The sequence below is a fragment of the Paenibacillus sp. Y5S-9 genome (genome assembly GCF_036894235.1).
Taxonomy (GTDB): Bacteria; Bacillota; Bacilli; order Paenibacillales; family Paenibacillaceae; genus Paenibacillus.
In genome coordinates this window covers 2,624,503-2,646,637 of record NZ_CP145887.1, presented here as the reverse complement: position 1 = coordinate 2,646,637, position 22,135 = coordinate 2,624,503, and the positions used below count along the sequence as shown (strand labels likewise).

The 22,135-nt window shown below is 47.0% G+C and carries 23 protein-coding genes; 6 read left to right on the top strand and 17 right to left on the bottom strand.

The annotated features are described in order from the left end of the window. Window positions 1-96: 96 nt before the first annotated feature. Window positions 97-690 (bottom strand): metalloregulator ArsR/SmtB family transcription factor, encoded by a 594-nt coding sequence (locus V6669_RS11855; RefSeq protein ID WP_091034982.1) that lies wholly within the window; start codon window positions 688-690, stop codon window positions 97-99. A gap of 178 nt (window positions 691-868) precedes the next feature. Here V6669_RS11855 and V6669_RS11850 point away from each other — a divergent pair, with 178 nt between their 5' ends. The 3 genes from V6669_RS11850 to V6669_RS11840 all read left to right on the top strand — a co-directional run bounded on the left by V6669_RS11850 (window position 869) and on the right by V6669_RS11840 (window position 3,148). Further along, window positions 869-1,867 carry a YpdA family putative bacillithiol disulfide reductase gene (locus V6669_RS11850; protein WP_338593890.1) on the top strand — a complete coding sequence of 333 codons (999 nt, stop codon included), beginning with the start codon at window positions 869-871 and terminating at the stop codon, window positions 1,865-1,867. A 5-nt stretch (window positions 1,868-1,872) separates the two neighbouring features. Beyond that, window positions 1,873-2,316 (top strand): DUF441 domain-containing protein, encoded by a 444-nt coding sequence (locus V6669_RS11845; RefSeq protein WP_036609212.1) that lies wholly within the window; start codon window positions 1,873-1,875, stop codon window positions 2,314-2,316. A gap of 319 nt (window positions 2,317-2,635) precedes the next feature. Then, a complete protein-coding gene (locus V6669_RS11840; RefSeq protein ID WP_338593889.1) occupies window positions 2,636-3,148 on the top strand; it encodes an ADP-heptose synthase in 513 nt (170 codons plus the stop codon). Window positions 3,149-3,244: 96 nt separating this feature from the next. On the opposite strand, the gene V6669_RS11835 is transcribed toward V6669_RS11840, so the two are convergent. Beyond that, window positions 3,245-3,694, bottom strand: a complete 450-nt coding sequence (locus V6669_RS11835; RefSeq protein ID WP_338593888.1) for an NUDIX domain-containing protein — start codon at window positions 3,692-3,694, stop codon at window positions 3,245-3,247. Window positions 3,695-3,768: 74 nt separating this feature from the next. Beyond that, complete coding sequence (locus V6669_RS11830) at window positions 3,769-4,065, bottom strand: HesB/YadR/YfhF family protein (RefSeq protein WP_017689086.1); 297 nt, start codon at window positions 4,063-4,065, stop codon at window positions 3,769-3,771. Between the two features lie 485 nt (window positions 4,066-4,550). Here V6669_RS11830 and V6669_RS11825 point away from each other — a divergent pair, with 485 nt between their 5' ends. Further along, complete coding sequence (locus V6669_RS11825) at window positions 4,551-6,296, top strand: ABC transporter transmembrane domain-containing protein (protein WP_091031779.1); 1,746 nt, start codon at window positions 4,551-4,553, stop codon at window positions 6,294-6,296. Window positions 6,297-6,308: 12 nt separating this feature from the next. Next, on the top strand, window positions 6,309-8,399 hold the full coding sequence (locus V6669_RS11820) for an ABC transporter ATP-binding protein (protein ID WP_338593887.1): 2,091 nt from the start codon (window positions 6,309-6,311) through the stop codon (window positions 8,397-8,399). A gap of 186 nt (window positions 8,400-8,585) precedes the next feature. Here V6669_RS11820 and V6669_RS11815 read toward each other — a convergent pair whose 3' ends face one another. The 8 genes from V6669_RS11815 to V6669_RS11780 form a co-directional block, all read right to left on the bottom strand. Continuing rightward, window positions 8,586-9,212, bottom strand: coding sequence for a YdcF family protein (locus tag V6669_RS11815; protein ID WP_338593886.1), 627 nt, complete (start codon window positions 9,210-9,212; stop codon window positions 8,586-8,588). Then, window positions 9,209-9,754 carry a hypothetical protein gene (locus tag V6669_RS11810; protein ID WP_053061520.1) on the bottom strand — a complete coding sequence of 182 codons (546 nt, stop codon included), beginning with the start codon at window positions 9,752-9,754 and terminating at the stop codon, window positions 9,209-9,211. The genes V6669_RS11815 and V6669_RS11810 overlap by 4 nt, the downstream gene beginning before the upstream one ends. Window positions 9,755-9,853: 99 nt before the next feature. Further along, window positions 9,854-10,564 (bottom strand): hypothetical protein, encoded by a 711-nt coding sequence (locus V6669_RS11805; protein WP_338593882.1) that lies wholly within the window; start codon window positions 10,562-10,564, stop codon window positions 9,854-9,856. Then, on the bottom strand, window positions 10,561-11,616 hold the full coding sequence (locus tag V6669_RS11800; protein WP_338593881.1) for an ATP-binding cassette domain-containing protein: 1,056 nt from the start codon (window positions 11,614-11,616) through the stop codon (window positions 10,561-10,563). The genes V6669_RS11805 and V6669_RS11800 overlap by 4 nt, the downstream gene beginning before the upstream one ends. Before the next feature lie 6 nt (window positions 11,617-11,622). Continuing rightward, window positions 11,623-13,353 (bottom strand): arginine--tRNA ligase, encoded by a 1,731-nt coding sequence (argS, locus tag V6669_RS11795; RefSeq protein ID WP_338593880.1) that lies wholly within the window; start codon window positions 13,351-13,353, stop codon window positions 11,623-11,625. A gap of 278 nt (window positions 13,354-13,631) precedes the next feature. Continuing rightward, window positions 13,632-13,766, bottom strand: a complete 135-nt coding sequence (locus tag V6669_RS11790) for a hypothetical protein (protein WP_338593878.1) — start codon at window positions 13,764-13,766, stop codon at window positions 13,632-13,634. Window positions 13,767-13,887: 121 nt separating this feature from the next. Next, on the bottom strand, window positions 13,888-14,223 hold the full coding sequence (locus tag V6669_RS11785; RefSeq protein ID WP_036609230.1) for a four-helix bundle copper-binding protein: 336 nt from the start codon (window positions 14,221-14,223) through the stop codon (window positions 13,888-13,890). 73 nt (window positions 14,224-14,296) lie between these two features. Next, complete coding sequence (locus V6669_RS11780) at window positions 14,297-15,415, bottom strand: GTP-binding protein (protein ID WP_338593876.1); 1,119 nt, start codon at window positions 15,413-15,415, stop codon at window positions 14,297-14,299. 171 nt (window positions 15,416-15,586) lie between these two features. Here V6669_RS11780 and V6669_RS11775 point away from each other — a divergent pair, with 171 nt between their 5' ends. Beyond that, window positions 15,587-16,105, top strand: a complete 519-nt coding sequence (locus V6669_RS11775) for a MogA/MoaB family molybdenum cofactor biosynthesis protein (RefSeq protein ID WP_047842524.1) — start codon at window positions 15,587-15,589, stop codon at window positions 16,103-16,105. A 76-nt stretch (window positions 16,106-16,181) separates the two neighbouring features. Here V6669_RS11775 and V6669_RS11770 read toward each other — a convergent pair whose 3' ends face one another. The 6 genes from V6669_RS11770 to V6669_RS11745 all read right to left on the bottom strand — a co-directional run bounded on the left by V6669_RS11770 (window position 16,182) and on the right by V6669_RS11745 (window position 22,060). Then, the gene (locus V6669_RS11770; RefSeq protein WP_338593874.1) at window positions 16,182-16,736 is read right to left on the bottom strand and encodes a hypothetical protein; all 555 of its coding nucleotides are present in this window, start codon (window positions 16,734-16,736) and stop codon (window positions 16,182-16,184) included. Between the two features lie 74 nt (window positions 16,737-16,810). Then, window positions 16,811-17,830 carry an oxidoreductase gene (locus V6669_RS11765; RefSeq protein WP_338593872.1) on the bottom strand — a complete coding sequence of 340 codons (1,020 nt, stop codon included), beginning with the start codon at window positions 17,828-17,830 and terminating at the stop codon, window positions 16,811-16,813. Between the two features lie 110 nt (window positions 17,831-17,940). Continuing rightward, window positions 17,941-18,594 (bottom strand): hypothetical protein, encoded by a 654-nt coding sequence (locus V6669_RS11760; RefSeq protein ID WP_338593870.1) that lies wholly within the window; start codon window positions 18,592-18,594, stop codon window positions 17,941-17,943. A 385-nt stretch (window positions 18,595-18,979) separates the two neighbouring features. Then, entirely contained in the window at window positions 18,980-20,434 is a 1,455-nt protein-coding gene (locus tag V6669_RS11755; protein ID WP_338593868.1) for a nicotinate phosphoribosyltransferase, read from the bottom strand. Window positions 20,435-20,631: 197 nt separating this feature from the next. Further along, window positions 20,632-21,189 carry an isochorismatase family cysteine hydrolase gene (locus V6669_RS11750; protein WP_338593867.1) on the bottom strand — a complete coding sequence of 186 codons (558 nt, stop codon included), beginning with the start codon at window positions 21,187-21,189 and terminating at the stop codon, window positions 20,632-20,634. Between the two features lie 67 nt (window positions 21,190-21,256). Next, entirely contained in the window at window positions 21,257-22,060 is an 804-nt protein-coding gene (locus tag V6669_RS11745; protein WP_062833857.1) for an NUDIX domain-containing protein, read from the bottom strand. Window positions 22,061-22,135 lie beyond the last annotated feature (75 nt).

Genomic DNA, 22,135 nt, shown 5'->3' with positions numbered 1-22,135 from the left:
TTTGTCATAAACAATCGCCTCCCTTGTAGAATTATCCATTATGTTACACACTGAGCTTTGCAGTTGTCAAGCCCAAACTATTTTTACCCGTCTACTTTATTTGACCTGATCCCAGCGTGTCCACATCTCCTTCGGATTCAATTCATAGATCTCCTCTTCCCGATACATGAACTGATGCATGATAAATTCCCGCCGAATCGTGGCAAAGTCTTCATGGTATTGTTTTATAAATGTATTGATTTCTTTCTCCGTATACTTCCGACCAAATTCAAGCTGCTCGACCAGATGACCAAGTACAATCAGTTTTTTCTTGTATTGAGCCGGAATCTGACGCAGTCGCCCATCTTTGGAGAAAAAATTTCTCATGACCGACGCTTTCAATGTTTCGTTCACATCACTCATATCCGTAACCTCCTCTCGCTTAAAAATAAAATCAACCGAAGCCTGTGCATTCTCGCGGATAAACGAAGGATTGAGTGTGAAATACACTGTATTTTTCTCCCGTCGTTCCTTAATCAGCGCCGCCTCTCTCAGCTTGGATGCATGATGTGTCACGGTTGGCTGTGACAGATTCAGCCGTTCGGCAAGTGCCTGTCCGTGCAGTTCACCCTGTGCCAGCAACAGCAGCATGCGGAGCCGGGTCGGGTCAGCCAACGCTTTATGATAAGCCACAATTTTCTCCAGCTGCATCATCGTTCATCTCACTTTCAATTAGATAAATATCTAATTTGATATTAATCTTTTCCTCTCTCTACGTCAACTCCTTTGGATTCAATTAAACTTGTCTGAGTTAAACTCACGCTTGAACTGGCATTGGCTCGTTATTTACGGTAGGATTATATTGCTTGAAATAAGGAGGATTAAGAACATGGAAGATGTCATTATTATTGGCGGAGGCCCATGCGGTCTGTCTGCTGCCATTGAATGTGAGCGGCTGGGACTGTCCGCTGTGATCGTTGAGAAATACAATATCGTTCAATCTATTTATCTGTATCCAACCCATATGCAGTTTTTCAGCACAGCCGAGCTGCTTGAGATCGGAAACGTTCCGTTCAGCACACCTAATGATAAACCGTTTCGTTATGAAGCACTTGCCTATTATCGCAGGGTAGCCGAACATTTTGGTCTGCGTGTTCATAACTATGAAGAAGCCCGTGAAATTAAACGCAAGGATGATGGTACGTTTGAGGTACATACGCTCAATCGCCGCGGGGAGGCCATCGTACATGTTGGACGCAATGTAGTTGTGGCTACCGGTTATTTTGACCATCCTAACTATCTGGGTATCCCTGGAGAAGATAAAGATAAAGTAACTCATTACTTCCGGGAAGCCCACCCTTATACCCGTACACGTGTCGCCATTATTGGCGGAAGCAACTCCGCCGTGGATGCGGCCATGGAATTGGTTCGGGTCGGAGCTCATATTGATATGGTTTATCGCGGCAATGGTCTGTCCCAGCATATTAAACCATGGGTACGTCCGTTATTCGAGAGCATGGTGACAAAAGGTCGTATCACACTGCACCTGGAATCACGCGTGAATGAAATACTGGATGATTCGATTCGTCTGATACACACGGATGGTTCCACTCGGGAACTGGATAATGACTTTGTGCTGGCCATGACCGGTTTCCGTCCAGATCGTCAACTACTCACATCGGTAGGTGTGGAAATGTCTGATGATATGGATAAACCTCTATATGATGCACAAACGATGGAAAGTAGCGTACCTGGTGTATATGTGGGCGGAGTCATCGCTTCGGGTCGTAATGCCAATGAAGTCTTTATTGAATCCGGGCGCTGGCATGGACGTTACATTGCGGAACATATCGTTAGCAAACAACGTGGACAGATTGAAGGGAAATGAAAACCATGGATATGACTTCCCTGCTGTTGCTCGTATTTGCGGCTCTCGGGATTATCAGCAGCAACACACCTGTGACCGTAGCGATGGTATTTCTGTTGTTGCTACGAGTCCTGAACCTGAATCAGGCATTTCCATGGCTTGAAAAATACGGACTTACACTGGGCATTATCATTCTGACCATTGGCGTGATGGCACCTCTTGCCAGTGGCAAGATGAGTCTGCAGACGATCGGTGAGTCTTTCCTGCACTGGAAATCACTGCTCGCCATTGGCGTAGGATTACTCGTGGCATATCTCGGAGGACGTGGTGCTACGCTGATGGGTACACAGCCAACTGTCGTTGCAGGGCTGTTAATCGGAACGGTACTTGGCGTTGCCCTGTTCAAGGGTGTACCTGTGGGGCCATTGATTGCGGCGGGAATTTTATCATTGTTACTGGGCAAATCCTGATTCAAGTTGTGAGGGTTGTGACCTGACATGCTATGCAGATTGGCTGTATTTCCCACCGTTGTGTGATATACTTCTATTCATGCAAATCATGTACACGAGTCTACAGCAGAATAATGCATATTAGAGGTTGTTCAAAAAGTCCGCTTTTGATTACGAAGGATGCTAGAGGCATCCTCAGCATCGAATATGGAATTCAGCCGAAATGTCTTCTCGGTACTGAAAACCGTCCTATTTGAACACGTACTATTATGGTTATGCTGTTGCATAAACGTATAGATTCACTTTGCAACTATTAATGGCGCAGGAGGATTAAGGAACCATGTCACGTCAGTTTATTACAGAAGCCGTGATGGTGGCCATTTACGGTCAATTGCTAGCGCCGCCCGCGCCTGTTGAATATATTGTTCCTTATACCACCATCCTTGAGCTATATGAATTCCAGACCAGTCCTGATCCCATGATGGATAACCCGGCAGATGATCAGCATGTGAAATCCAAAATCAATGAAATGATTTCTTATTTCGAGGAACCGCTGAATAAGAAAAAAATAGAGCGTGCATTACTTATTCCATGGGCCAAAAGCCCCTCCATTTTATTCGGTGACCAAGTATCCGTTGCCATTATCAATGCAATAGATACGGCACAGTACGGGGAGTATTTCGATCCCATTGAAACAGAACTGCTGCTGACATCTCATCGCCTGAGTATCCCGATTCTCACCGATCAGGTTGAACTGATCGCACGCATAATTGAGTCCGAATCACCTGTACAGGTATTTGACATTGATGATTTTGATTTTGCGATGGATGATGAACCACTGGATCAAGTATAAATGGCGCAATGAATACGCAAGTAAGTTTCAAAAAAATGACCTCAGTACCCACTTTAACGTGGATGCCAAGGTCATTTTTTTGCGTTAACACTTATTTTATTCGGCAATATCCCGCGCTAACAGAATTCGGCTAATCTCATTCAGAGGTGGTAACGACTCCAGAGCAAAAAACTTCAGACCCGCATCACTATTTACACGCGACTCCACAAGGTCATTCTGAATGATCACTGTCCGGAACAGGGCAATGACATAATACTCTTCATCTCCGCTTGAATGCAGATACCGCAGGTCAGGCCCCGAATACAGACCTTCCAGAGTCATGGTATCAGCAGTCCAACCTGTCTCTTCCCATAACTCCCGATGTGCAGCATCTTCAATGGCCTCCCCCGGGCGCATCTCACCGGCTGGCAACCGCCAATGACCGTGCCCCGCATGCTGAATCAGCAGTAATTCACCTTGTTCGTTCTCAGCCCGCACCGCCGCTTTTACAACAATATGAGAGCGTTTTGCGATATACTGGGCCAAATCTCGTGGTGGCAGATTCACTGCTTATCCCCTCCTCCTACTCGGAAGCCGGTGGCGACCTGTAATCCATCTATTGCTTAGCAAGACTTCAAAAATTAGATTTCCGTATAACGATATTCGATATCCTGACCTTCATCAACGATATCCACATGCAGTTGGTGCCCTTTCAGATACCAATAATCGTGATCTTCCATAAAGAATTGAATCCCCGACACTTCGGTTTGATCCGCAGGATGTCTTGGTTTCTCCACAGCAATACCTAGCGAAAATCCAGGGTGAAGACCTCCGCCAGAGCTATAACGGGCAAAAAATCGAATGCTGTCTCCCTCGTTCAAATTCAGTTCTTCCTTGTACCAGCGAGCAGCTTGATCGGATACATGTATGGTACTCATTTGGTGTCAGCTCCTTCTGTATATATATGTTCCATCATATCTCGACAGGGACTTGAATACAAACCCGAGAGGGCATATGAAGACAAATTAAGTTGTGAAAAATGTTTGACAGATTGTAAAAGCTGGTGTTAAGATGCAAACATACGAGGTCTACATTGTATTTATTTCCAAAAAAGAAAGGGTGATTACGGTGTTTAACAAAGATATGATAGGTCAATTCAGCACACAATTAAATACCGGAGCACACCCGAAATCATTATTCCGTTCATAAGTCGGCATGACAAGGCGTTCTTTCATTAGAACCTCTGTGATGTTTACTCACAATCGAACTTATGTATGGTGGCGGCTCTGTTCTCGGAGCCATGCTGCCGTATGATCATATGAAGACATACCGCCTGCGTGCGGTATGTCTTTTTTTGTGGGTACATTTCGGCATACAGGAACGGAATCTGCATTTCTCGGACATCGAAAGGAAGGGATAACACTTGTTCTCTGTACTTAAAAACCTGGCCTGGTTCTTCCGGCTGGAACGCAAACGATACCTGACCGGTGTCATCTTGCTTATTCTGGTGGGCATTGCCGAACTGCTGCCCCCTCGTCTTCTTGGCAATGCAATCGACGAGATTGTGCGCGGTTCCATTACCGGCACCTCACTTACCCGTTATATTTTGCTTATTCTGGGAACAGTCATCATTATCTATCTCGTTACATACGTTTGGATGCACAAACTGTTTGGTGGTGCCAATCTGGTGGAGCGGCTGCTTCGTTCACGCTTTATGGACCACTTGTTACGGATGACTCCTCCCTTTTTTGAGAAAAACAGAACAGGAGATCTGATGGCTCGGGCCACCAATGATCTTCGTTCCATTGCTACTACAGCAGGCTTCGGCATGCTGACCTTAACAGACTCTACAGCCTTTCTGGCCACCGTATTGTTCGCCATGGGTTTCCTGGTTAGTTGGAAACTGACCTTGGCGGCAATCCTGCCATTACCTTTTATCGCCATTGCCATGATGATCTATGGTAAAGCTGTACATCAACGTTATACCCTGGCACAGGATGCATTCGGAGATATGAACGACCAGGTGCTGGAATCCATCGCCGGGATTCGTGTCGTGCGTGCTTATGTGCAGGAACGTCTGGACGAGAAACGGTTCGCCGATGTGACCGAAGATGTGTATCGCAAAAACCTGGCTGTTGCCAGAATGGATGCCCTATTTGAACCCACCATCCGACTCTTCGTTGGACTCAGTTATGTGATTGCACTTGCCTACGGCATTTATCTTGTATTTCATAATGAAATTACCCTGGGGGATCTCGTATCGTTCAACATGTACCTGGGGATGATGATCTGGCCCATGTTTGCTATCGGCGAATTAATTAACCTGATGCAACGTGGTAGCGCTTCGCTTGATCGGGTCAACGAGACTTTATCGGTAGAACCTGCCGTACAAGATGTGGAGCAACCTGCTCACGTTACGAATCCGGAAGAAATTGCGATGCAGGATGTTACATTCCGTTACCCAAGTTCCACTGTCGACAATCTCAGTCATATCAGCTTTTCGCTGCGGCGGGGGCAAACATTGGGTGTTGTGGGTCGTACGGGCAGCGGTAAGTCTACTTTGCTCAAACAACTGCTTCATGAATACCCTGCCGGTTCGGGCACATTAAGCATCTCGGGGCATCCGATTCAGGATATCGCCAAAGATGACTTGCACAGCTGGATCGGGTACGTACCACAGGAACAAGTTCTGTTCTCCAAATCAGTTCGTCAGAACATTCAATTCGGTAAACCTGGGGCCAGTGATGAAGTCATCATGGAAGCCATTCGTACCGCCGCTTTTGACGGGGATCTGGGAACATTATCCGATGGACTGGATACACTTGTTGGTGAAAAAGGAATCTCTCTGTCCGGTGGACAGAAACAGCGGGTATCGCTGGCACGTGCCTTTATTGCTAACCCTGATATTCTGATCCTTGATGATGCCTTATCTGCTGTCGATGCACGTACTGAAGCCAAAATCATTGAAAATATACGGAACAAACGCTCGGGCAAAACCACGCTGATCTCGACTCATCGCCTGTCTGCTATTGAACATGCTGACCGAATCATCGTACTGGAGCACGGGAAAATTACGGAAGAAGGCACTCACCAGGAATTGTTAGCCATGAACGGCTGGTACCGTGAACAGTATGAACGGCAACAGGTCGAGTCCAATCTGTCCACGTAGGAGGTCAATTCATTGAAGTCTAATACAGGCAAAAGGCTGCTTGATTACGCCTTGAAAGCCAAAGGAACATTTATCGCTGCATTAATTATGCTTACCATTGGTGTTGCGGCCGAGCTTGCCGGGCCGTTCATCGCCAAATCCATGATCGACAATCACTTGCTCGCGATTGAGCAGCCTTTCTATGAGACGACAGCTTCAGATGAAGCCGCAGTTTACAACGGTAAAAACTACAAACGCGAAGGCTTGTTCGAACCGGATGAAAACAAAGGTTCCGAAGTCCGGGTATTACAGGCCGGCAGAAGTTTTTATTTTGTAAATGAACCGGTCAATGCACCTGACGGGGACCGCACATATGCGGATGGAACCCTCACGGTTACACGCGCAGGTGAAGTGACAGGCCAATATGCGGCAGTACCCTTGTCCGCTGGTGAACTGTTTGCTTTTTACAAACCGGAGATGCCCAGCATCTATCAATTAATTGTGTATTACATGATCTTCCTCGTGATCTCGGTCATTATGGAGTTTGGTAAAACATTCTGGCTGCAGTCCTCGGCCAACAAGGTCATTCAAAGACTGCGTAACGATGTGTATGCCCACATTCAGCGACTGCCGGTGCACTTTTTTGATAACCTGCCCGCAGGTAAAGTTGTATCTCGGGTCACGAACGATACAGAAGCCGTCAAGGATCTGTTCGTTGCCGTTCTTTCGAACTTTTTCTCAGGTATCATCACAATTACGGGTGTGTATGTCGCACTCTTCCTGCTTGATGTCCGCCTGGGTCTGATCTCATTATTCGTTGTGCCGATGCTCGTTACATGGATTGTGCTCTATCGCAAATTCGCCACTCGTTACAACACGATCATTCGATCACGACTGAGTGAGATCAATGCCATCATTAACGAGTCCATTCAGGGGATGTCCATTATCCGCGTATTCCGCCATCAGAAACAAACCAAACAAGAATTCGAAGATCTGAATGATGACTATATGAAACACCAGAACAAAATGCTCAACCTGAATGCCTTCACCTCACACAACCTGGTTAACGTATTACGGAATATCGCCTTTGCGGTGGTCCTGTGGTACTTCGGTTCCAGTGTGCTGGATGGCACAAGTATTATCTCCCTGGGTGTTCTGTATGCCTTCGTTGATGTTCTGGGTCGCTTGTTCCAGCCAATCACCGGCATGGTGAATCAACTCGCCAACCTGGACTCCTCCCTTGTATCTGCTGGTCGCGTCTTTGAGCTGATGGATGAAAAGGGAGAAGCTGTAACCGATGGTTCCATGCCAAGATACAAAGGGAATGTTGTCTTCGATGATGTATCCTTTGCCTATAAAAAAGATTACGTGCTTAACAATATCTCGTTCAAAGCATCTCAAGGTCAGACGGTCGCTCTGGTCGGTCACACCGGTTCGGGTAAAAGCTCAATCATTAACCTGTTATTCCGGTTCTATGATCCGCAAAAAGGCAAGATCACAATTGACGGTCAGAACGTCAAAGATCTGCCTAAACAGTGGATTCGCGAGCATATGGGGATTGTATTACAGGACCCGTATCTGTTCACAGGCACCATTGCTTCCAACGTCAGTCTAGGCGATGAAAAGATCTCCCGTGAACGGATTGAACAGGCGCTGCGTGATGTAGGAGCTGAACGCATACTGGCTCATTTGCCTCAAGGCTTTGACGAACCCGTCATCGAAAAAGGAAGTACATTGTCTGCTGGACAGCGTCAGTTGATCTCCTTTGCTCGTGCACTGGCGTTTGATCCGGCCATCCTCATTCTGGATGAAGCAACTGCCAATATTGATACGGAAACAGAAGCTTTGATTCAGAACGCACTCGAAGTCCTCAAAAAAGGACGTACCACCTTCATCATTGCTCACCGTCTCTCCACTATTCGTTCGGCAGATCAGATTCTGGTTTTGCATCGTGGACGTATCGTTGAGCAAGGTGCACATGATGAACTGATGGAGCTTAAAGGCCGCTATTATAAGATGTATCAGCTTCAACAAGGTGCGCAAGCAGCAGCCGTCGCAACTCTCGAGAATCCGTCAGGTGATTCCGTTCCAACCTCAACCTCCTTTGCCGGAGGCAATGCATAACAGAGTAAAACTGAAAGTTCTTTAAGTAACCAATCAAAAATGATGTACTCGACGGCAACACAAAAATCGATCTACACGGCTACCTTAGGGGTTTGCGATGTAGATCGGTTTTTTGTATTTTCATCGGGATTCAAATTCCGATACTGTTTATTTCCTCCAGACAAAAAAAACAATCCGCGTGCAACCTCATGGCTGCTGCGGATTGTCTATCCATCCTTTGATCGTATATCCCATGTACATCACGGTCTCTCTTGCGAGAAAAGGAAACTTGCTGCGCCAGGTTCGATACGCCGTAGTTCGTGTCGGAGAGGGTACGGCATCCATACCCAGTCCGGCGGCCAGCTTCATGGCCCGTTTCATATGTAACGGATCACTCACAATCGTATAGGTTTGGTAACCGGCCTGTTCACCAATCGGAATTGAATTGATCAGATTCTCCTCGGTAATTCTCGATGTGGTCTCTATGCGAATGTCCGCAGGATCTACGCCATGTGCGATGGCATACTTCTGACCCACTTCAGCTTCCGTATGCTCTCCATCACCACTTGAGCCACCTGTGAAAAGCAAATTACGAACGGTACCCTGACGGTATAATTCAATCCCATGTTCAATACGTTCGCGAAATACAGGTGAAGGGTTATCCCCCTCCACGGCTGCACCCAGAATAATGGCTGCGTCCGATATCCTGGACGAATCCTCATCCGTATATACAGATATTCGTACTGCCGTAACCACAGTCCATAGGATTCCCACTAATACTACAGCCAGAGCCGTAATTAATATCCAGCGTTTCGTTATCCGTTTTCTTGTCATTCATCCTCTTCCAAAGCCCTTGCTTGCATACTCTCGGTATGCATCCGCTCCAGCGTTTGCAGAGCTGCTGCGGATTCGGCATCCAGACCAAGCTCTGCAATCCAGGCACCCGTATATTGCTGAAGACGGATCTCCAACTCCTGTGCACGGTCTTTGAAATCCTCCAATTCCTTAATCATGCGTGAGCGTCCTTCCGGACTGAATGTCTCGTGAATTCGTTCCTTGAAATAATGATGTACGATACGGTTACGTTGCTGCCATAACTCATTCAACTGGCGAGTCTCTTCCTCAGAGAATGTAAAATGATGGCGCACTTCGTGAATGAGCTGCCCCAGTGAACTGCTCATCTTTCGTTCGTACAGATCTTCCAGATCCTCTTCAGACACGGCTTTACCCTGAGACATTTTCATTAATAAAATCAGATTGACCAGCTGCTGTTCAAGCGCCTGCCCGTAGTACACTGCCAATCCGTAATAGGCAAACAATTCCCTGGAGTGTTCGCTGTCCAGCATGTCACCATTCTGGATATCTGTATTTTGCATATGCGAGCGCCCCCTTCAACCGTACAATGTTAACCATTCCATGTCCCTCTATCCTAACCAAACCAAGAGCAACATTCAAGTTATCGGGAAGCGCGTCTTCTAACTCCGCAGATCTCTTCTTCCGGACAGCCACACATGAATGATTAGTAACCCTAATGCATAGAGCACAGTCCACAGCATAACCGAAACAAAAGAGTCCATCTTTGATTCATCAAATAACATCATCTCACGAACCAGATAAAAAGCTGGCGGAAGAATGCGGCCAAGCCATTCTAACGATTCAGGCAAACGTTCACTTAAGGAACCTTGGATAAACGATAGTAATAATACAATAATGAGGGCAGGCATACTTCGACTAAGCAAGGGAATGTACGATTTTTGAAAAAATACACTGATGCCCAATCCCAGTAGCGATAACCCCAGATGTCCTAACCAAGTCATCATCCACTCCTCACCTGTCGGTTGTCTCTCGAACATTCCTGCGAACACGGGATACAGCACAGTGATTACGGTGAGCATGAATTGCATGATCCAGGCACAGATGAGTTGACTTGTTACAACCTTACGCCTGCTTCCTGTATGAAGGACAAGTAATTGATACTGCTTCGCAGGTTCGGTATTCATCACCATTACTCCGAGCCAAGCAGCTGCCAGAAATGACAGCATAGCCGTAACACTGTAACTGTCCGCAATAGGGTTGGGTTTGTAGGAATAAATCAGTAGCATGGCGATGATATAAAAGATAACCGGTGCAAAATATTTCTGCGAGCGAATGTGATGCCTTAACAAATATCGGGTCAGATAGATCATTTGGCTTCTCCCCCCGCATCATCCATGGAAGAGCTTAAGTCCACAGATTCTGTGACATCTCCACGACTCGTGTATACAGCTGGATGTTGTCCTCCCAGCAGACTTTCCATATGTAATTGACTTTCTTCCTGTTGTACAGACACAACCGAACCTCCGGATGCCAAAATCATTCTGAGGACATCATCTGTTGATTGTTGAACTACTTTCCAATCCCACAACCAAGAATTTGATTTCTCCGAGCTTGTATTACGAACTAAAGACAGTACTCCCGGTTGTTGTACAACGGATAGATCGTTAGCCAGATCCTCCCCAGCTTCCGTCAGACTTTGAATACGTACAACGGGTTCGCCAGCTTGAAGTATATCTTCACGACTCCAGTAGCGGAGCACGCTGCCTTTCTTCAACACAATCACCTGGTCTGCCAAACGTTCAATAAGCAACGGTTCATGGCAAGCTGTTACAATGGATGTCCCTTCATTCTTCCATTGTCCCAATAAGGATACAACTGCCTCTTGAGCTGGAATATCCAAGCCTGATAAAGGTTCATCCAACAACAAAAGACCACCCGGTCCAGGTAACAGGGCCTGAATCAAATTTACTTTTTGCAGTGTACCCTTCGATAATAAGGATAACTTCTGATCGATCGCGGTATCCAGATATAAAAGTTCACTAAGTTCTCTAATCCGCCCACGCAGTACTTCGGGGCGAATGCCCCGAATACGACCCATATCCCACAAGTACTCTCCAGAGGTAAAGGGTAAACGTGGCAGGCCATCTACTGCATACCCACCAGAACCCTTCATTGTGCGCTGGATCGATCCTGTACCGGGTAACAAAATACCTGCCAACATACGTAGCAACGTGCTTTTGCCCGAGCCGTTTCTGCCAATGAGCACAGCACATTCGCCCTGTTTCACTTCCAGATTAATTTGATTCAGTACCTGAGTACTGCCTAATCGCTTGCTCACTTGTTGAAGCAACATACCTCGACCTGATGAGTCTGGTACATCTTGATCGGCTTTCTTGAAAAGTACACGTATACTCCTTATCACCTGGGATCACATCCGTTCTGGAGCTTGCACACCTAGCAAATGTAAACTGTACGCGAGTCGTTCGGCAGTCCGTTTGGCCAATGCCGCCCGGAAGGATCTTACATCAGATGACGCATCCGCAATCCGTTCGGCGTGATAGAAGCGGTTGAACGCCTGAGCGACATCTATTGTATATTTGGCAATGACTGAAGGCTCATTCCGATGAATTGCTTTTTCCAGATACTCGGGATATTCACCGAGCAGTTTCAGCAATGCCCATGAGGTATCTCCGATAATGAATGAAGTAGTCACTGTTTCATTCTCACCATCCGCAAGGCTGAGGTTAGTCAGAGGGTTTTCATTTTCCACGCGGATCGCCTCTTCTGCCTTGGCAAGCACACTTTGAATCCGGGCATGGGTATATTGCACATAAGGTCCGGTCTCCCCTTCAAAACTCACCGCATCCTCCAGGGAGAAGTCCACATCATTTAACCGATTATTACGCAGATCACCGAAGATAATGGCACCGACACCAACAGCCTCAGCCACCTTCTGAGGGTTCTCCAGATTCGGGTTTTTCTCCTGAATAATTTGCAAGGCACGAGCAACTGCCTCATCCAACACTTCCTGCAAAAAGACGACTTTACCGCGGCGGGTAGACATTTTCCGTCCCTCAAAACGCATTAAGCCAAACGGGATATGTTCACACTTCGCAGACCATTCATGCCCCATCCGGGATAGGACCGCAAATACCTGCCGGAAATGTAACTTCTGCTCCCCTCCAACCACGTATAACAACCGATCTGCCTTCATCACCTCATGACGATAAACCGCCGTAGCCAAATCCCGTGTAGGATAGATTGTTGTTCCGTCTTTTTTGATAATCAGGCACGGGGGCATGTTCTCATCTTCCAGACGTACCACGAGTGCTCCATCACTCTCTTCAAGTAAACCTTTTGCCTTGAGTTCTTCAACCACCGCGCCCATCTTGTCATTGTAAAAGCTTTCCCCCAGCGTATGGTCGAACTGTACATTCAGACGTTCATACATCCGGTTGAATTCCTTCATGCTCACTTCCACAAAAAACGCCCATAACCGCTGTGCTTCTTCATCCCCTTGCTCCAGCTTGCGGAACCAATCCCGTGCCTCAATCTCCAGAGAAGGATCGTTCTCCGCCTCATCGTGGAAGCGGACATACAGCTCCAGGGACGTACGGATCGGGTCTGCCTGCAAGGCTTCATCATTGCCCCACCGTTTGTACGCTGCAATCTGCTTGCCAAACTGGGTTCCCCAGTCTCCCAGATGATTCACACTTACAGAGGTATAACCGGCTTCGTTGTACAACCGATACAATGCTGCACCGATTACAGTAGAACGCAAATGTCCAATTCCGAAGGGTTTAGCGATGTTAGGGGAAGACATATCAATTACAACACGCGAACCTTGACCAAGCTGAAGCTTACCAAATGCGGCATTTCCCAGTTCTTTTAGCAGATTCGGCGCGAGCTTCCCCCGATTGAAACGAATATTTACATACGGCCCAGCGGGAGTTGCTTCAATTCCAGAGGTCTGCAATCCCGTTGCGAGCTCGGTCGCAATGACTGCCGGTGCTTTTTTTAATGACTTTGCTAATACAAAACAAGGGAATGCTGCATCACCCATCTCGGCCTGTGGTGGGACCTCCAGTAATCTCAGAACCTCTTCTTCATTCAATCCCGTTAAAGGGGCAATATCGGCCGCAGCCTGCTTCATCAACATTTCGAACACTCCTTATCCATTCATTATTAGCTGAAAATAAACACAAAAAAGCTCTCGTCTCTACATAAGAGACGAGAGCTGACTTAACAGTTCCCGCGGTACCACTCTAGGTGAACAGCTACTCTTAATATGCATCAACATGCATACCAGTAGAACCTGTTCCGCTCGATGCGTATAACGGTCGCAAGCCGGGGTACCCTCAGACAGATATGGCCTATCCCCAATCGGGATACGTACATCTTTTCGGATAACCATCTCACGGGTGCGGTTCACTCAGGTCATGTCATACCGGCTTCCACCTCTCCCGGCTCGCTGTCATGTATGGATCTGGCTACTCTCCCGATCAGTGATATTCTTCGTTTCAATTCATTGCCATCATTATACATACCACGATCAGACTTGGCAACCTGCATTAAAATCCCCTACTGAAAGGCAACACATAGGCACATCGTCTCAGATGCCTGTGTTCACTACCTTCCCTTAGGGGACCAAGGTCATTATCGTTTTTAATTATATATTCCAGTGAATTAATAATTACGCTACTGCTGCCATCAATCGGCAAGCTTCTGCACATCTGCGGCAAGCCTCTGCACATGCTTGGCAGTGATCATGGTGATGTTTGCCACACTCTGCGGCGCAAGCTTCACAAGCTTTCACACACAATTCGCATATTTCAGCAATAAAATCACTTCCACGTGTCATCGCTTGTGCAGCAAAACTGCAAATCTCCGCACATTCCCGATTCAAACGAATACAATCACGCAGCATCGCCAGATCATATTCTTTCAGACTCGATATGTAACATACGTTGCAAGCATTCATGCACTCCAGGCAAGCATCGATACATTGTTGATATTGTTGTTGTGTCATTTAAAGTTACCTCCCAGGCAAAGTTTGCTATGCTTCTTAATACCCAGTACGGAGGAATATTGAATCATCTAACCTACTTTATCGCTTCCAATTCCAGTAATTGGTCACGAATGACAGTTTGGTCAAAATGTTCACCTATAAATACAGCAACATTAGGGACATCTCCCTGAGGTGTGATCTTCATGTAGTCCGATTCACGGTAGGCATACTGGAACCAGAAGCGGCTCGCCGTGTCGCTAAACGATAAAATGCCTTTTGCTCGATACACATCCCGTGGCAAAGCAGATACAAATTGTTCAAACGCCTCGCTATTCACCGGATGACTGAAATAATGCGTATATACCATGACATGTTCGTGTGAGGCATGAGGAGCAACATGCTCGTGACCGTGGTCATGGACATGGCTATAGGATGCGTCATTATTCATAGCATCACCTTGGACTGTATGATGTGTATGTTCATGTCCATGACTGCATCCATCTGTGCCACAGGTTTCCGTATGCACATGATACTCTTGGCGAGCCGGCTTACCTGCTTCAGAAGCTGAATCACGCACGTGTACGTCTGCCCCGCTGCGAAGCAACAGATCCATCTCCACCTCACACTTGACCGTAGGAATTACAGGTGCGAAGCCATTCCATTTTGCCAAAAGCTGTTCCAGATCCTTCAGTTCCTGTGCACTCACCCGATCCGTTTTATTCAAGAGAAGCACAGACGCACAGCGAATCTGCTCCTGCATCAGTTTGAACGTCTGCCCCTTCTGCTCCTGATATAGGCCAGATAGATGTGCTGCATCCACAACGGTAATGAGACTTTTCAGTTCCAGTCGCATGTAGAGTGAGGTCTCCGTTACCGCATCCAAAATCTCCATTGGGTTCGCGGCACCAGTTGCTTCAATGATGATCACATCCGGTGATTCCTCTTGAACAAGATCAGCAAGTTGCAATCCCAAGTCACCACGTACGGTACAACAGATGCATCCACCTAACATCTCTGTCATCGGAACGGTGGAATCCACAATCTGACCATCCAGATTAACTTCGCCTAACTCATTCATAACCACTGCGGGACGCAAACCCTGCTGTTGCCAATGTTTGATCAACTGAACAAGCAGTGTTGTTTTGCCACTCCCCAAAAAACCTGACAGTATATATACAGGTATGGATTGTTCTTTTAAAATCGTTTCATTCATGCGTATACACCTCTCTGATTGTCCTTCTTGTAACCTGATCTATCTATATCTAGCGAGTGTACACCATCCCGCATTCGTTGTGCAATAATGTTCAACTCTTCCCCAGTACATTGCCTGATTCTACCGGATGGTCTATGCTATGAGGACATGTTGATTGAAGGAGGAAGTTTCATGACTAATTCAGTGGAACAACATCGCCAGGAAGCTCCGACCACGGTATCGTGCATGATTGTTACAGTATCGGACACACGCACTAAAGACACTGACACCAGTGGCCAGCTCATGCACCAGCTTCTGAATGAAGCGGGTTATCAGATTGTTGAATACATCATCACACCAGATGAAACGGAGAACATTCGAAGCATCCTGCAAGATGCAGCCGTTCGTGATGATATCGAAGCCGTGCTGCTTAGCGGCGGAACAGGGATTGCACCCCGAGATACAACCTACGAAGCGGTATCCTCACTACTCGACAAGGAACTCCCGGGCTTTGGTGAGATCTTCCGTTTTCTCAGTTACACCGAAGATATCGGTTCCGCTGCCATCCTGAGCAGAGCCGTCGCTGGAACGATCGGACGCACAGCCGTATTCTCCATGCCGGGTTCCAAAGGAGCCGTCAAATTGGCTATGGAAAAACTCATTTTGCCCGAGCTGCGGCATGTCATGCGTGAAATATATAAACCCGTCTGAAAGATCAGACGGGTTTTTCGGGTTTATTTTCAGCTGTAGGGTAAGGATTGAAAGTTTTCTGTGCTCCCATCTTCTCCTACCTTAGTTGCTCCAGCACATGTTGGAACACCTGCATAACGTCCTGCTCATACTCGTCCTTTTCCCCACCAGAAGTCGTATACACGAGTGAGACGTTTCCTTTGCTACGAATCGTTGTTCGGCCAAGCGCATTCTCCAAGACAGCTTCATCACGATTCTCACTGTACATTTGTTTCATGCTGGCAGCCCGGGTTGTCGCATCACTGAAAATATGGGCTTTCACGATATGTCTGCCACTTCCATTCAACAAATACATATAAGAGATCCCACCATGGCCGTCATCGGCAGACATATTATTCATCAGCTGAATGCCTTTTGCTTCAAAACTCTTACTGATCTCACTCACCAATTCACCGTTTAATCCGTGTCCTTGACTCTGTGCCCTCATATTTCCTTCATCTGTCGCTTCGCGGGTGTAGACCTTCCGCTCCTGTTCAATGGATGATGCCGAACAAGCCACCAGTGACCAGATACTCGTGATCAACACGCCACTTACAAGTACCAACTTCATTGTTCTTCCAGCCAGACTTCGGCCTTTTCTAGCAAACCACATGCCAATCCTTCCTTTCCAGCCACGTGTACTGTGACCCAATCAGGTAGAATTAGCATGTCTAAGGACTTAGAATCTTATGCGGATGGTAGATCTGATATCGTATTGACCACCGTACGACCTACTGCACCACCTTGGAGTATCGTCTCCAGCGTATGAGGCAACTGGTCTAGAGAAATTTCGCGGATTCCCAGTTCCAGCGCACGCTCCGGTTTCCATTCTCCGCCGAGCAGTTTCCACAATCGTTCCCGACGTTCCATCGGACAATACACAGAGTCTATACCAATAAGCTGGATGCCACGCAAAATAAACGGAAGTACCGTAGATTCAAAAGCTGTGCCGCCTGTTAACCCGGATACCGCTAACGCACCTCCGTATTGAATCTGTTTTAATCGCTCCGCGAGAGCTGGTCCTCCTGTTGGATCAACAACTCCCGCCCATAGCTGTTTCCCCATGGCTCCTTTGGCTGGAGCATCAGCTTCATCACGAGTAATAACCTCTGAGGCACCCAAGTTTCGGAGCAATGACTCCTCCTGATCCTTCTTGCCTGTGCTGGCTGTTACTTCAAAGCCAAGTTTCGCCAGAATCGCAACTGCCATACTTCCAACGCCACCTGTTGCACCCGTAACCAGAATCTTGCCCATCTCCGGTTTCACTCCAGCCTGTAACAGCGCATCTACCGAAAGTGCAGCCGTAAATCCTGCGGTTCCAATTGCCATGGCTTCTTTTTCACTGAGACCCGCTGGCAGAGGCACCAGCCATTCACTGCGCAGACGAGCATACTCGCTGTACCCTCCGCAATGGGATACACCAGGTTCAAATCCTGTACTGATCACCCGATCTCCTGGTGCAAAACGTCCACTGACCGACTCCTCTACTGTTCCAGCCAGATCAATTCCCGGTACCATCGGGTACTCACGAACGACACCGCCTTTCTCAAGGGTCGCGAGTCCGTCTTTATAATTGACACTGGAATATTGCACCTTTACCGTAACATCTCCATTTGGCAGATCTTCCTTCTTCAGTTGCTCTATAGCAGCGTTCACTCCGCCCTGTTCTTCTTTACGGACAACGTATGCGTTAAATTGATTTTTCATTGATAACCACTCCTTCTTTGAATTTTGTATATTTTTCCATTAAGCACATGAATTGTTCGCATTCAGGCTTAACGGCTACCTTTTACTTCTGGATCTTCAGATATTGTTGATCAAACTCTGTCTCTCCTGAGCGTCAACAGATAGATTAGTGGACCCACGATGGGGATAATGCCTGTCACTGCCCAAGCTGGTGAACGTCGACTCGCTTCAGTATCCCTGTATATCGCAATCATGGAAAGTAAGGTCAGCAGTACAAAATCAATCGTCATGATATGTACAAAGGCAGATTGATTGAATGCTTCCATATATACATCCGGATGACCTTGCGTCACGGCATAGAATGCTGTCCCCAGCGTCAACAGCAGAAGGACAACATGCGTCAGCTTGTGGGATGCTACCCGTCCAATTCCCGACTTCCGCTGACGACCAAAGTGCAAGCTTGCGTAACCCGAAGCTCTATTTGCGGATGATGACCATGCATAATAAGGAAGCAGAGCAAAAGCACCCAGTCCAAAAGAAAGTATAACAAAAGGCCAAGCCTGTACACGGCAACCTCGTTCTTTCACAGATGTTCTTAAAAGCATACAGGCATACACTGCCGGGAAAATACCCAACCACGAAAACACAGTAAGTAACCAAGGCTCTTTGCTTTGCATTGTGATCAGTTCTTTGAATATCGGATCACTTCCAGGTGACTGCCCCGGTGCCAACAACAATGCATAGGCAATAAAAGCAATCCAGGCCAGTCCTAATATCCATCTCATGTCTGCACCTCCTCTTACTTTCATCCCCTACAGCTGCGGGATTGAATCAATAGTTGCAGAATTTGGCGGCTCCTGCGCTTTCCCGAGAAATAATTACTGCTTTTCCCCTACATCTTGAATTGGGCATGGCTATTTCCAGTATAGCCTGCTACCTCGGCAGTCTGTCCATGAGATTTCTTACATCACTGGTCCATCTCATCGGGATCATATAAGAAAAAGTCTATCGAGGTACTTTCATAGAAGACAGACCGCATTTAGCTGAAGTTTTTCTTACGGTCATCGAATTGTTAGGCTCCGCTAAAAACGCAAATATTTTATAGGCATCAAAAAGGCATAAGCCAGTATTTCTCACTGGTTATGCCTCTCTGTAATTCTTATGTGTAGATCATTCCTCTGTGGATTTCACATGTTCCGCAATGAGCTTCTGCTTCATATTCCATGCCGCAGGGCTGATGTTCACACGATAGATCTCCGGGTTGAGCTTCCGTTGGTATTCCGGCCAGAAGAGGTTCATCTGTTCCCGGTGGTACGCCCGAATCTCATCCAGGTTAGGCAGGTCATACACTTTGCGTCCGTTCACAAAGATCGGCTCCAGCATATTGATCGCTTCGTAGCGGGTAACGGTCTTTTTCAGGTAAGGGTGTAGCGGGTTGAACAGCTTGAGCGGTCCGCCCTGTAGCGGCTGCTCTTCATCTGGATAGCAGATATAATCTGCAATCGCTTTGCCATGTTTCGGATCAATGATCCGGAACACTTCCTTTTTACCTGGAGTGGACACCTTTTCAGGATTGGCAGATATTTTGATCGTAGGCAGCATGGCACCGTCCACTTCACGCTCCACCAATTTGTACACTCCACCCAAAGATGGCTGGTCAGAAGCGGTAATCAACTGTGTACCAACACCCCAAGTATCAATCCGTGCTCCTTGAGCCTTCAGGTTGAAAATCGTATTTTCATCCAGATCATTGGATGCTACAATTTTCACATAATCCAGACCAGCCTCATCCAACATCTGACGTGCCTGAATCGACAAGTACGCTAGGTCACCACTGTCGAGACGAATGGCATTCATCTTTTTGCCTTGGCTCTCCAACTTCTTGGCTGTCTTGATGGCGTGAGGTACTCCACTGTTCAACGTGTCAAAGGTATCAACCAGCAGTGTAACCTGATCAGGCAACACTTTGGCATACACGTCAAACGCCTCCTGTTCGCTCATAAAGCTCTGTACCCAGGAATGGGCATGTGTACCTGCTGTTGGGATTCCGAAGCGCTCTCCAGCCAGCATGTTGGACGTTGCATGGAACCCTGCTACATACGAGGCACGTGCGCCCCAGATGGCAGCATCCGCTTCCTGTGCACGCCGTGTGCCGAATTCGAGCAACGTATCCTGCTGCGCTACCTGTTTGATCCGCGAAGCCTTGGTTGCAATCAACGTCTGATAATTCATGAAGTTAAGTATCGCCGTCTCCACCAATTGTGTCTCCATAATGGAGCCTTCTACCCGAATGAGCGGTTCGTCAGGGAAAACAATTGCACCCTCCTTCATGGAATGAATCGTCCCCTGAAATGAAAACTGGAGCAATTCTTCCAGAAAGACCGGATCGTAATTTTCCTCTTGTTTGGATAAAAATTTGATGTCGTCCATCGTAAACCGAAGCTGGCTGATATAGTTCACAATCCGTTCCAATCCGGCAAATACCGCATATCCGTTGCCAAAAGGAAGCTTACGGAAATAGGCTTCAAATACCGCCTTCCGCTTGTGAGTACCATTCACCCAATGGGCGTACATCATATTGATCTGATATTTATCCGTATGTAAAGCCAGGCTAGTTGTCTGCATTTGTCTCATCCTCTCTGACTTCCGCTCGTGTCCCCAGATTTGATCTGTGAACACGGGTTAACATATGGAGACTTATTCTTCATGATTCTGTTCATCCGTATTAAACAAACAAGTCTCCCGTAAAAAACTCTATACACCATTCACCACATTCATCCAGTTCCTAACATGAGGCCAACCAAACATGACTATGGAGTAAATTAAGCCAAGACTGTCTCGCTCGCCTTAACCACCGAAGCACCAAGGCTGGAACGAAAATGTCCAAGTGCCCACTCATGCCCTGCCGCATTGAAGCTGGCAACGGCATCTTCATATACCGTAATATGAAAACCTTTATTGTAAGCGTCCACTGCGGTATGCAATATGCAAATATCCGTGCATACCCCAATCAGTGCAATATCCGTAATACCACGTGCACGCAGTCTGAGTTCCAGATCGGTCCCACAGAATGCACTATATCTCGTCTTATCCATCCACTGTATATCTGTTTTCCGTTCTTCCATCACTTGGGCAAGACGACCATATAACTGTCTTCCCTCCGTATTTCTGATGTTATGAGGTGGAAAAAGTGCAGTCTCCGGGTGATACGGATCATTCTCTTCGTGCAGATCCACAGCCATGATTACCTCATGTTTGTTCTTACAATAGGCCTCGGTTACAGCTGCAATCGTCTCGTCGATCTCTACTGCCGGCTGACCTACAGGCAAAGAACCTGTCACAAAATCCTTCGTGAAATCAATGACAATCAGTGCTTTCATCGTCAACACTCCCTTAGCCCAGAAATGGTTGATCCTGATTCAATCAGGTGGACACATCTACACCTTATTACGTATAGATGGACAGGCGTGGTACAAGTTCTGTAAAACGATATAACTGCGCCGGTCGCTGCGAGTACTGATTGGAACTCACCAGGTTCCCCTCTTCATCTCTTACTTCTTCCACAATGCCTTTACGGCTGCGGGTAGACGTAATCTTGCGAATGAAGTTTGGTTCTTCAAAATCCGGTACAACACTTTGAATAACCTGATATAATTCACTTAATGTAAAATCACGTGGCAGGAACTGACGAGCAATCGTCGTTTCCAGCATCTGCTGTTGAATACGTCGATAAGCATCTTCAATGATTGTTCTGTGATCAAAGGCCAGTTCCAGTTCTTGCAGCGCCTCCTGAATGGTGAACAATCCAACATCCTCAGCATCATCTGCTGCTTGACGTTGATCCAGCATCCATTCTTCCACAAGCGCAAAAAATGCGTGAGAGATAATCCAGCCCCTCGGGTCACGACCCGGCTGACTGTATACATTCAAGTACTCCAGATGTCCACCGTCTACACCTGTCTCTTCCATCAGCTCACGCTTAGCTGCACCATAGATGGATTCATTTTCCTGACAAAATCCACCGGGTAATGCCCATCTGCCTGCAAAAGGCCAGCCTTTGCGCTTGATCAGCATCACTTTCAGTTCCCGAATGGGAAGTGTCTTCGTCACCGTCTTGCGCTCCCGCTTGGTTAAGGTGAACATAACGATATCCGCAGGAACACCATCGGGGGTACGATATTTTTTGGAACTATAAGCACGTGCTGCTTGTTCGTCGCTCTCTGCATTAAAGTGTTCGTAGTTTTCGCTCATGGGCACCACCGACTATTTTCATTTTGATAATTTCATTATGACATAATAATATCTTTTGTCAACCGCAGGATTCTT

Excerpts from the sequence above, each read along its gene's own strand:
- V6669_RS11840 (WP_338593889.1), top strand. The coding sequence starts at position 2,636 with ATGTCACGTCAGTTTATTACAGAAGCCGTGATGGTGGCCATTTACGGT.
- V6669_RS11775 (WP_047842524.1), top strand. The coding sequence starts at position 15,587 with ATGACTAATTCAGTGGAACAACATCGCCAGGAAGCTCCGACCACGGTA.
- V6669_RS11780 (WP_338593876.1), bottom strand. The coding sequence starts at position 15,415 with ATGAATGAAACGATTTTAAAAGAACAATCCATACCTGTATATATACTG.
- V6669_RS11805 (WP_338593882.1), bottom strand. The coding sequence starts at position 10,564 with ATGATCTATCTGACCCGATATTTGTTAAGGCATCACATTCGCTCGCAG.
- V6669_RS11790 (WP_338593878.1), bottom strand. The coding sequence starts at position 13,766 with ATGCAGGTTGCCAAGTCTGATCGTGGTATGTATAATGATGGCAATGAA.
- V6669_RS11760 (WP_338593870.1), bottom strand. The coding sequence starts at position 18,594 with ATGAGATGGATATTAGGACTGGCCTGGATTGCTTTTATTGCCTATGCA.
- V6669_RS11785 (WP_036609230.1), bottom strand. The coding sequence starts at position 14,223 with ATGACACAACAACAATATCAACAATGTATCGATGCTTGCCTGGAGTGC.
- V6669_RS11765 (WP_338593872.1), bottom strand. The coding sequence starts at position 17,830 with ATGAAAAATCAATTTAACGCATACGTTGTCCGTAAAGAAGAACAGGGC.
- V6669_RS11750 (WP_338593867.1), bottom strand. The coding sequence starts at position 21,189 with ATGAAAGCACTGATTGTCATTGATTTCACGAAGGATTTTGTGACAGGT.
- V6669_RS11845 (WP_036609212.1), top strand. The coding sequence starts at position 1,873 with ATGGATATGACTTCCCTGCTGTTGCTCGTATTTGCGGCTCTCGGGATT.
- V6669_RS11855 (WP_091034982.1), bottom strand. The coding sequence starts at position 690 with ATGCAGCTGGAGAAAATTGTGGCTTATCATAAAGCGTTGGCTGACCCG.
- V6669_RS11770 (WP_338593874.1), bottom strand. The coding sequence starts at position 16,736 with ATGTGGTTTGCTAGAAAAGGCCGAAGTCTGGCTGGAAGAACAATGAAG.
- V6669_RS11755 (WP_338593868.1), bottom strand. The coding sequence starts at position 20,434 with ATGCAGACAACTAGCCTGGCTTTACATACGGATAAATATCAGATCAAT.
- V6669_RS11745 (WP_062833857.1), bottom strand. The coding sequence starts at position 22,060 with ATGAGCGAAAACTACGAACACTTTAATGCAGAGAGCGACGAACAAGCA.
- V6669_RS11815 (WP_338593886.1), bottom strand. The coding sequence starts at position 9,212 with ATGACAAGAAAACGGATAACGAAACGCTGGATATTAATTACGGCTCTG.
- argS (WP_338593880.1), bottom strand. The coding sequence starts at position 13,353 with ATGTTGATGAAGCAGGCTGCGGCCGATATTGCCCCTTTAACGGGATTG.
- V6669_RS11810 (WP_053061520.1), bottom strand. The coding sequence starts at position 9,754 with ATGCAAAATACAGATATCCAGAATGGTGACATGCTGGACAGCGAACAC.
- V6669_RS11850 (WP_338593890.1), top strand. The coding sequence starts at position 869 with ATGGAAGATGTCATTATTATTGGCGGAGGCCCATGCGGTCTGTCTGCT.
- V6669_RS11830 (WP_017689086.1), bottom strand. The coding sequence starts at position 4,065 with ATGAGTACCATACATGTATCCGATCAAGCTGCTCGCTGGTACAAGGAA.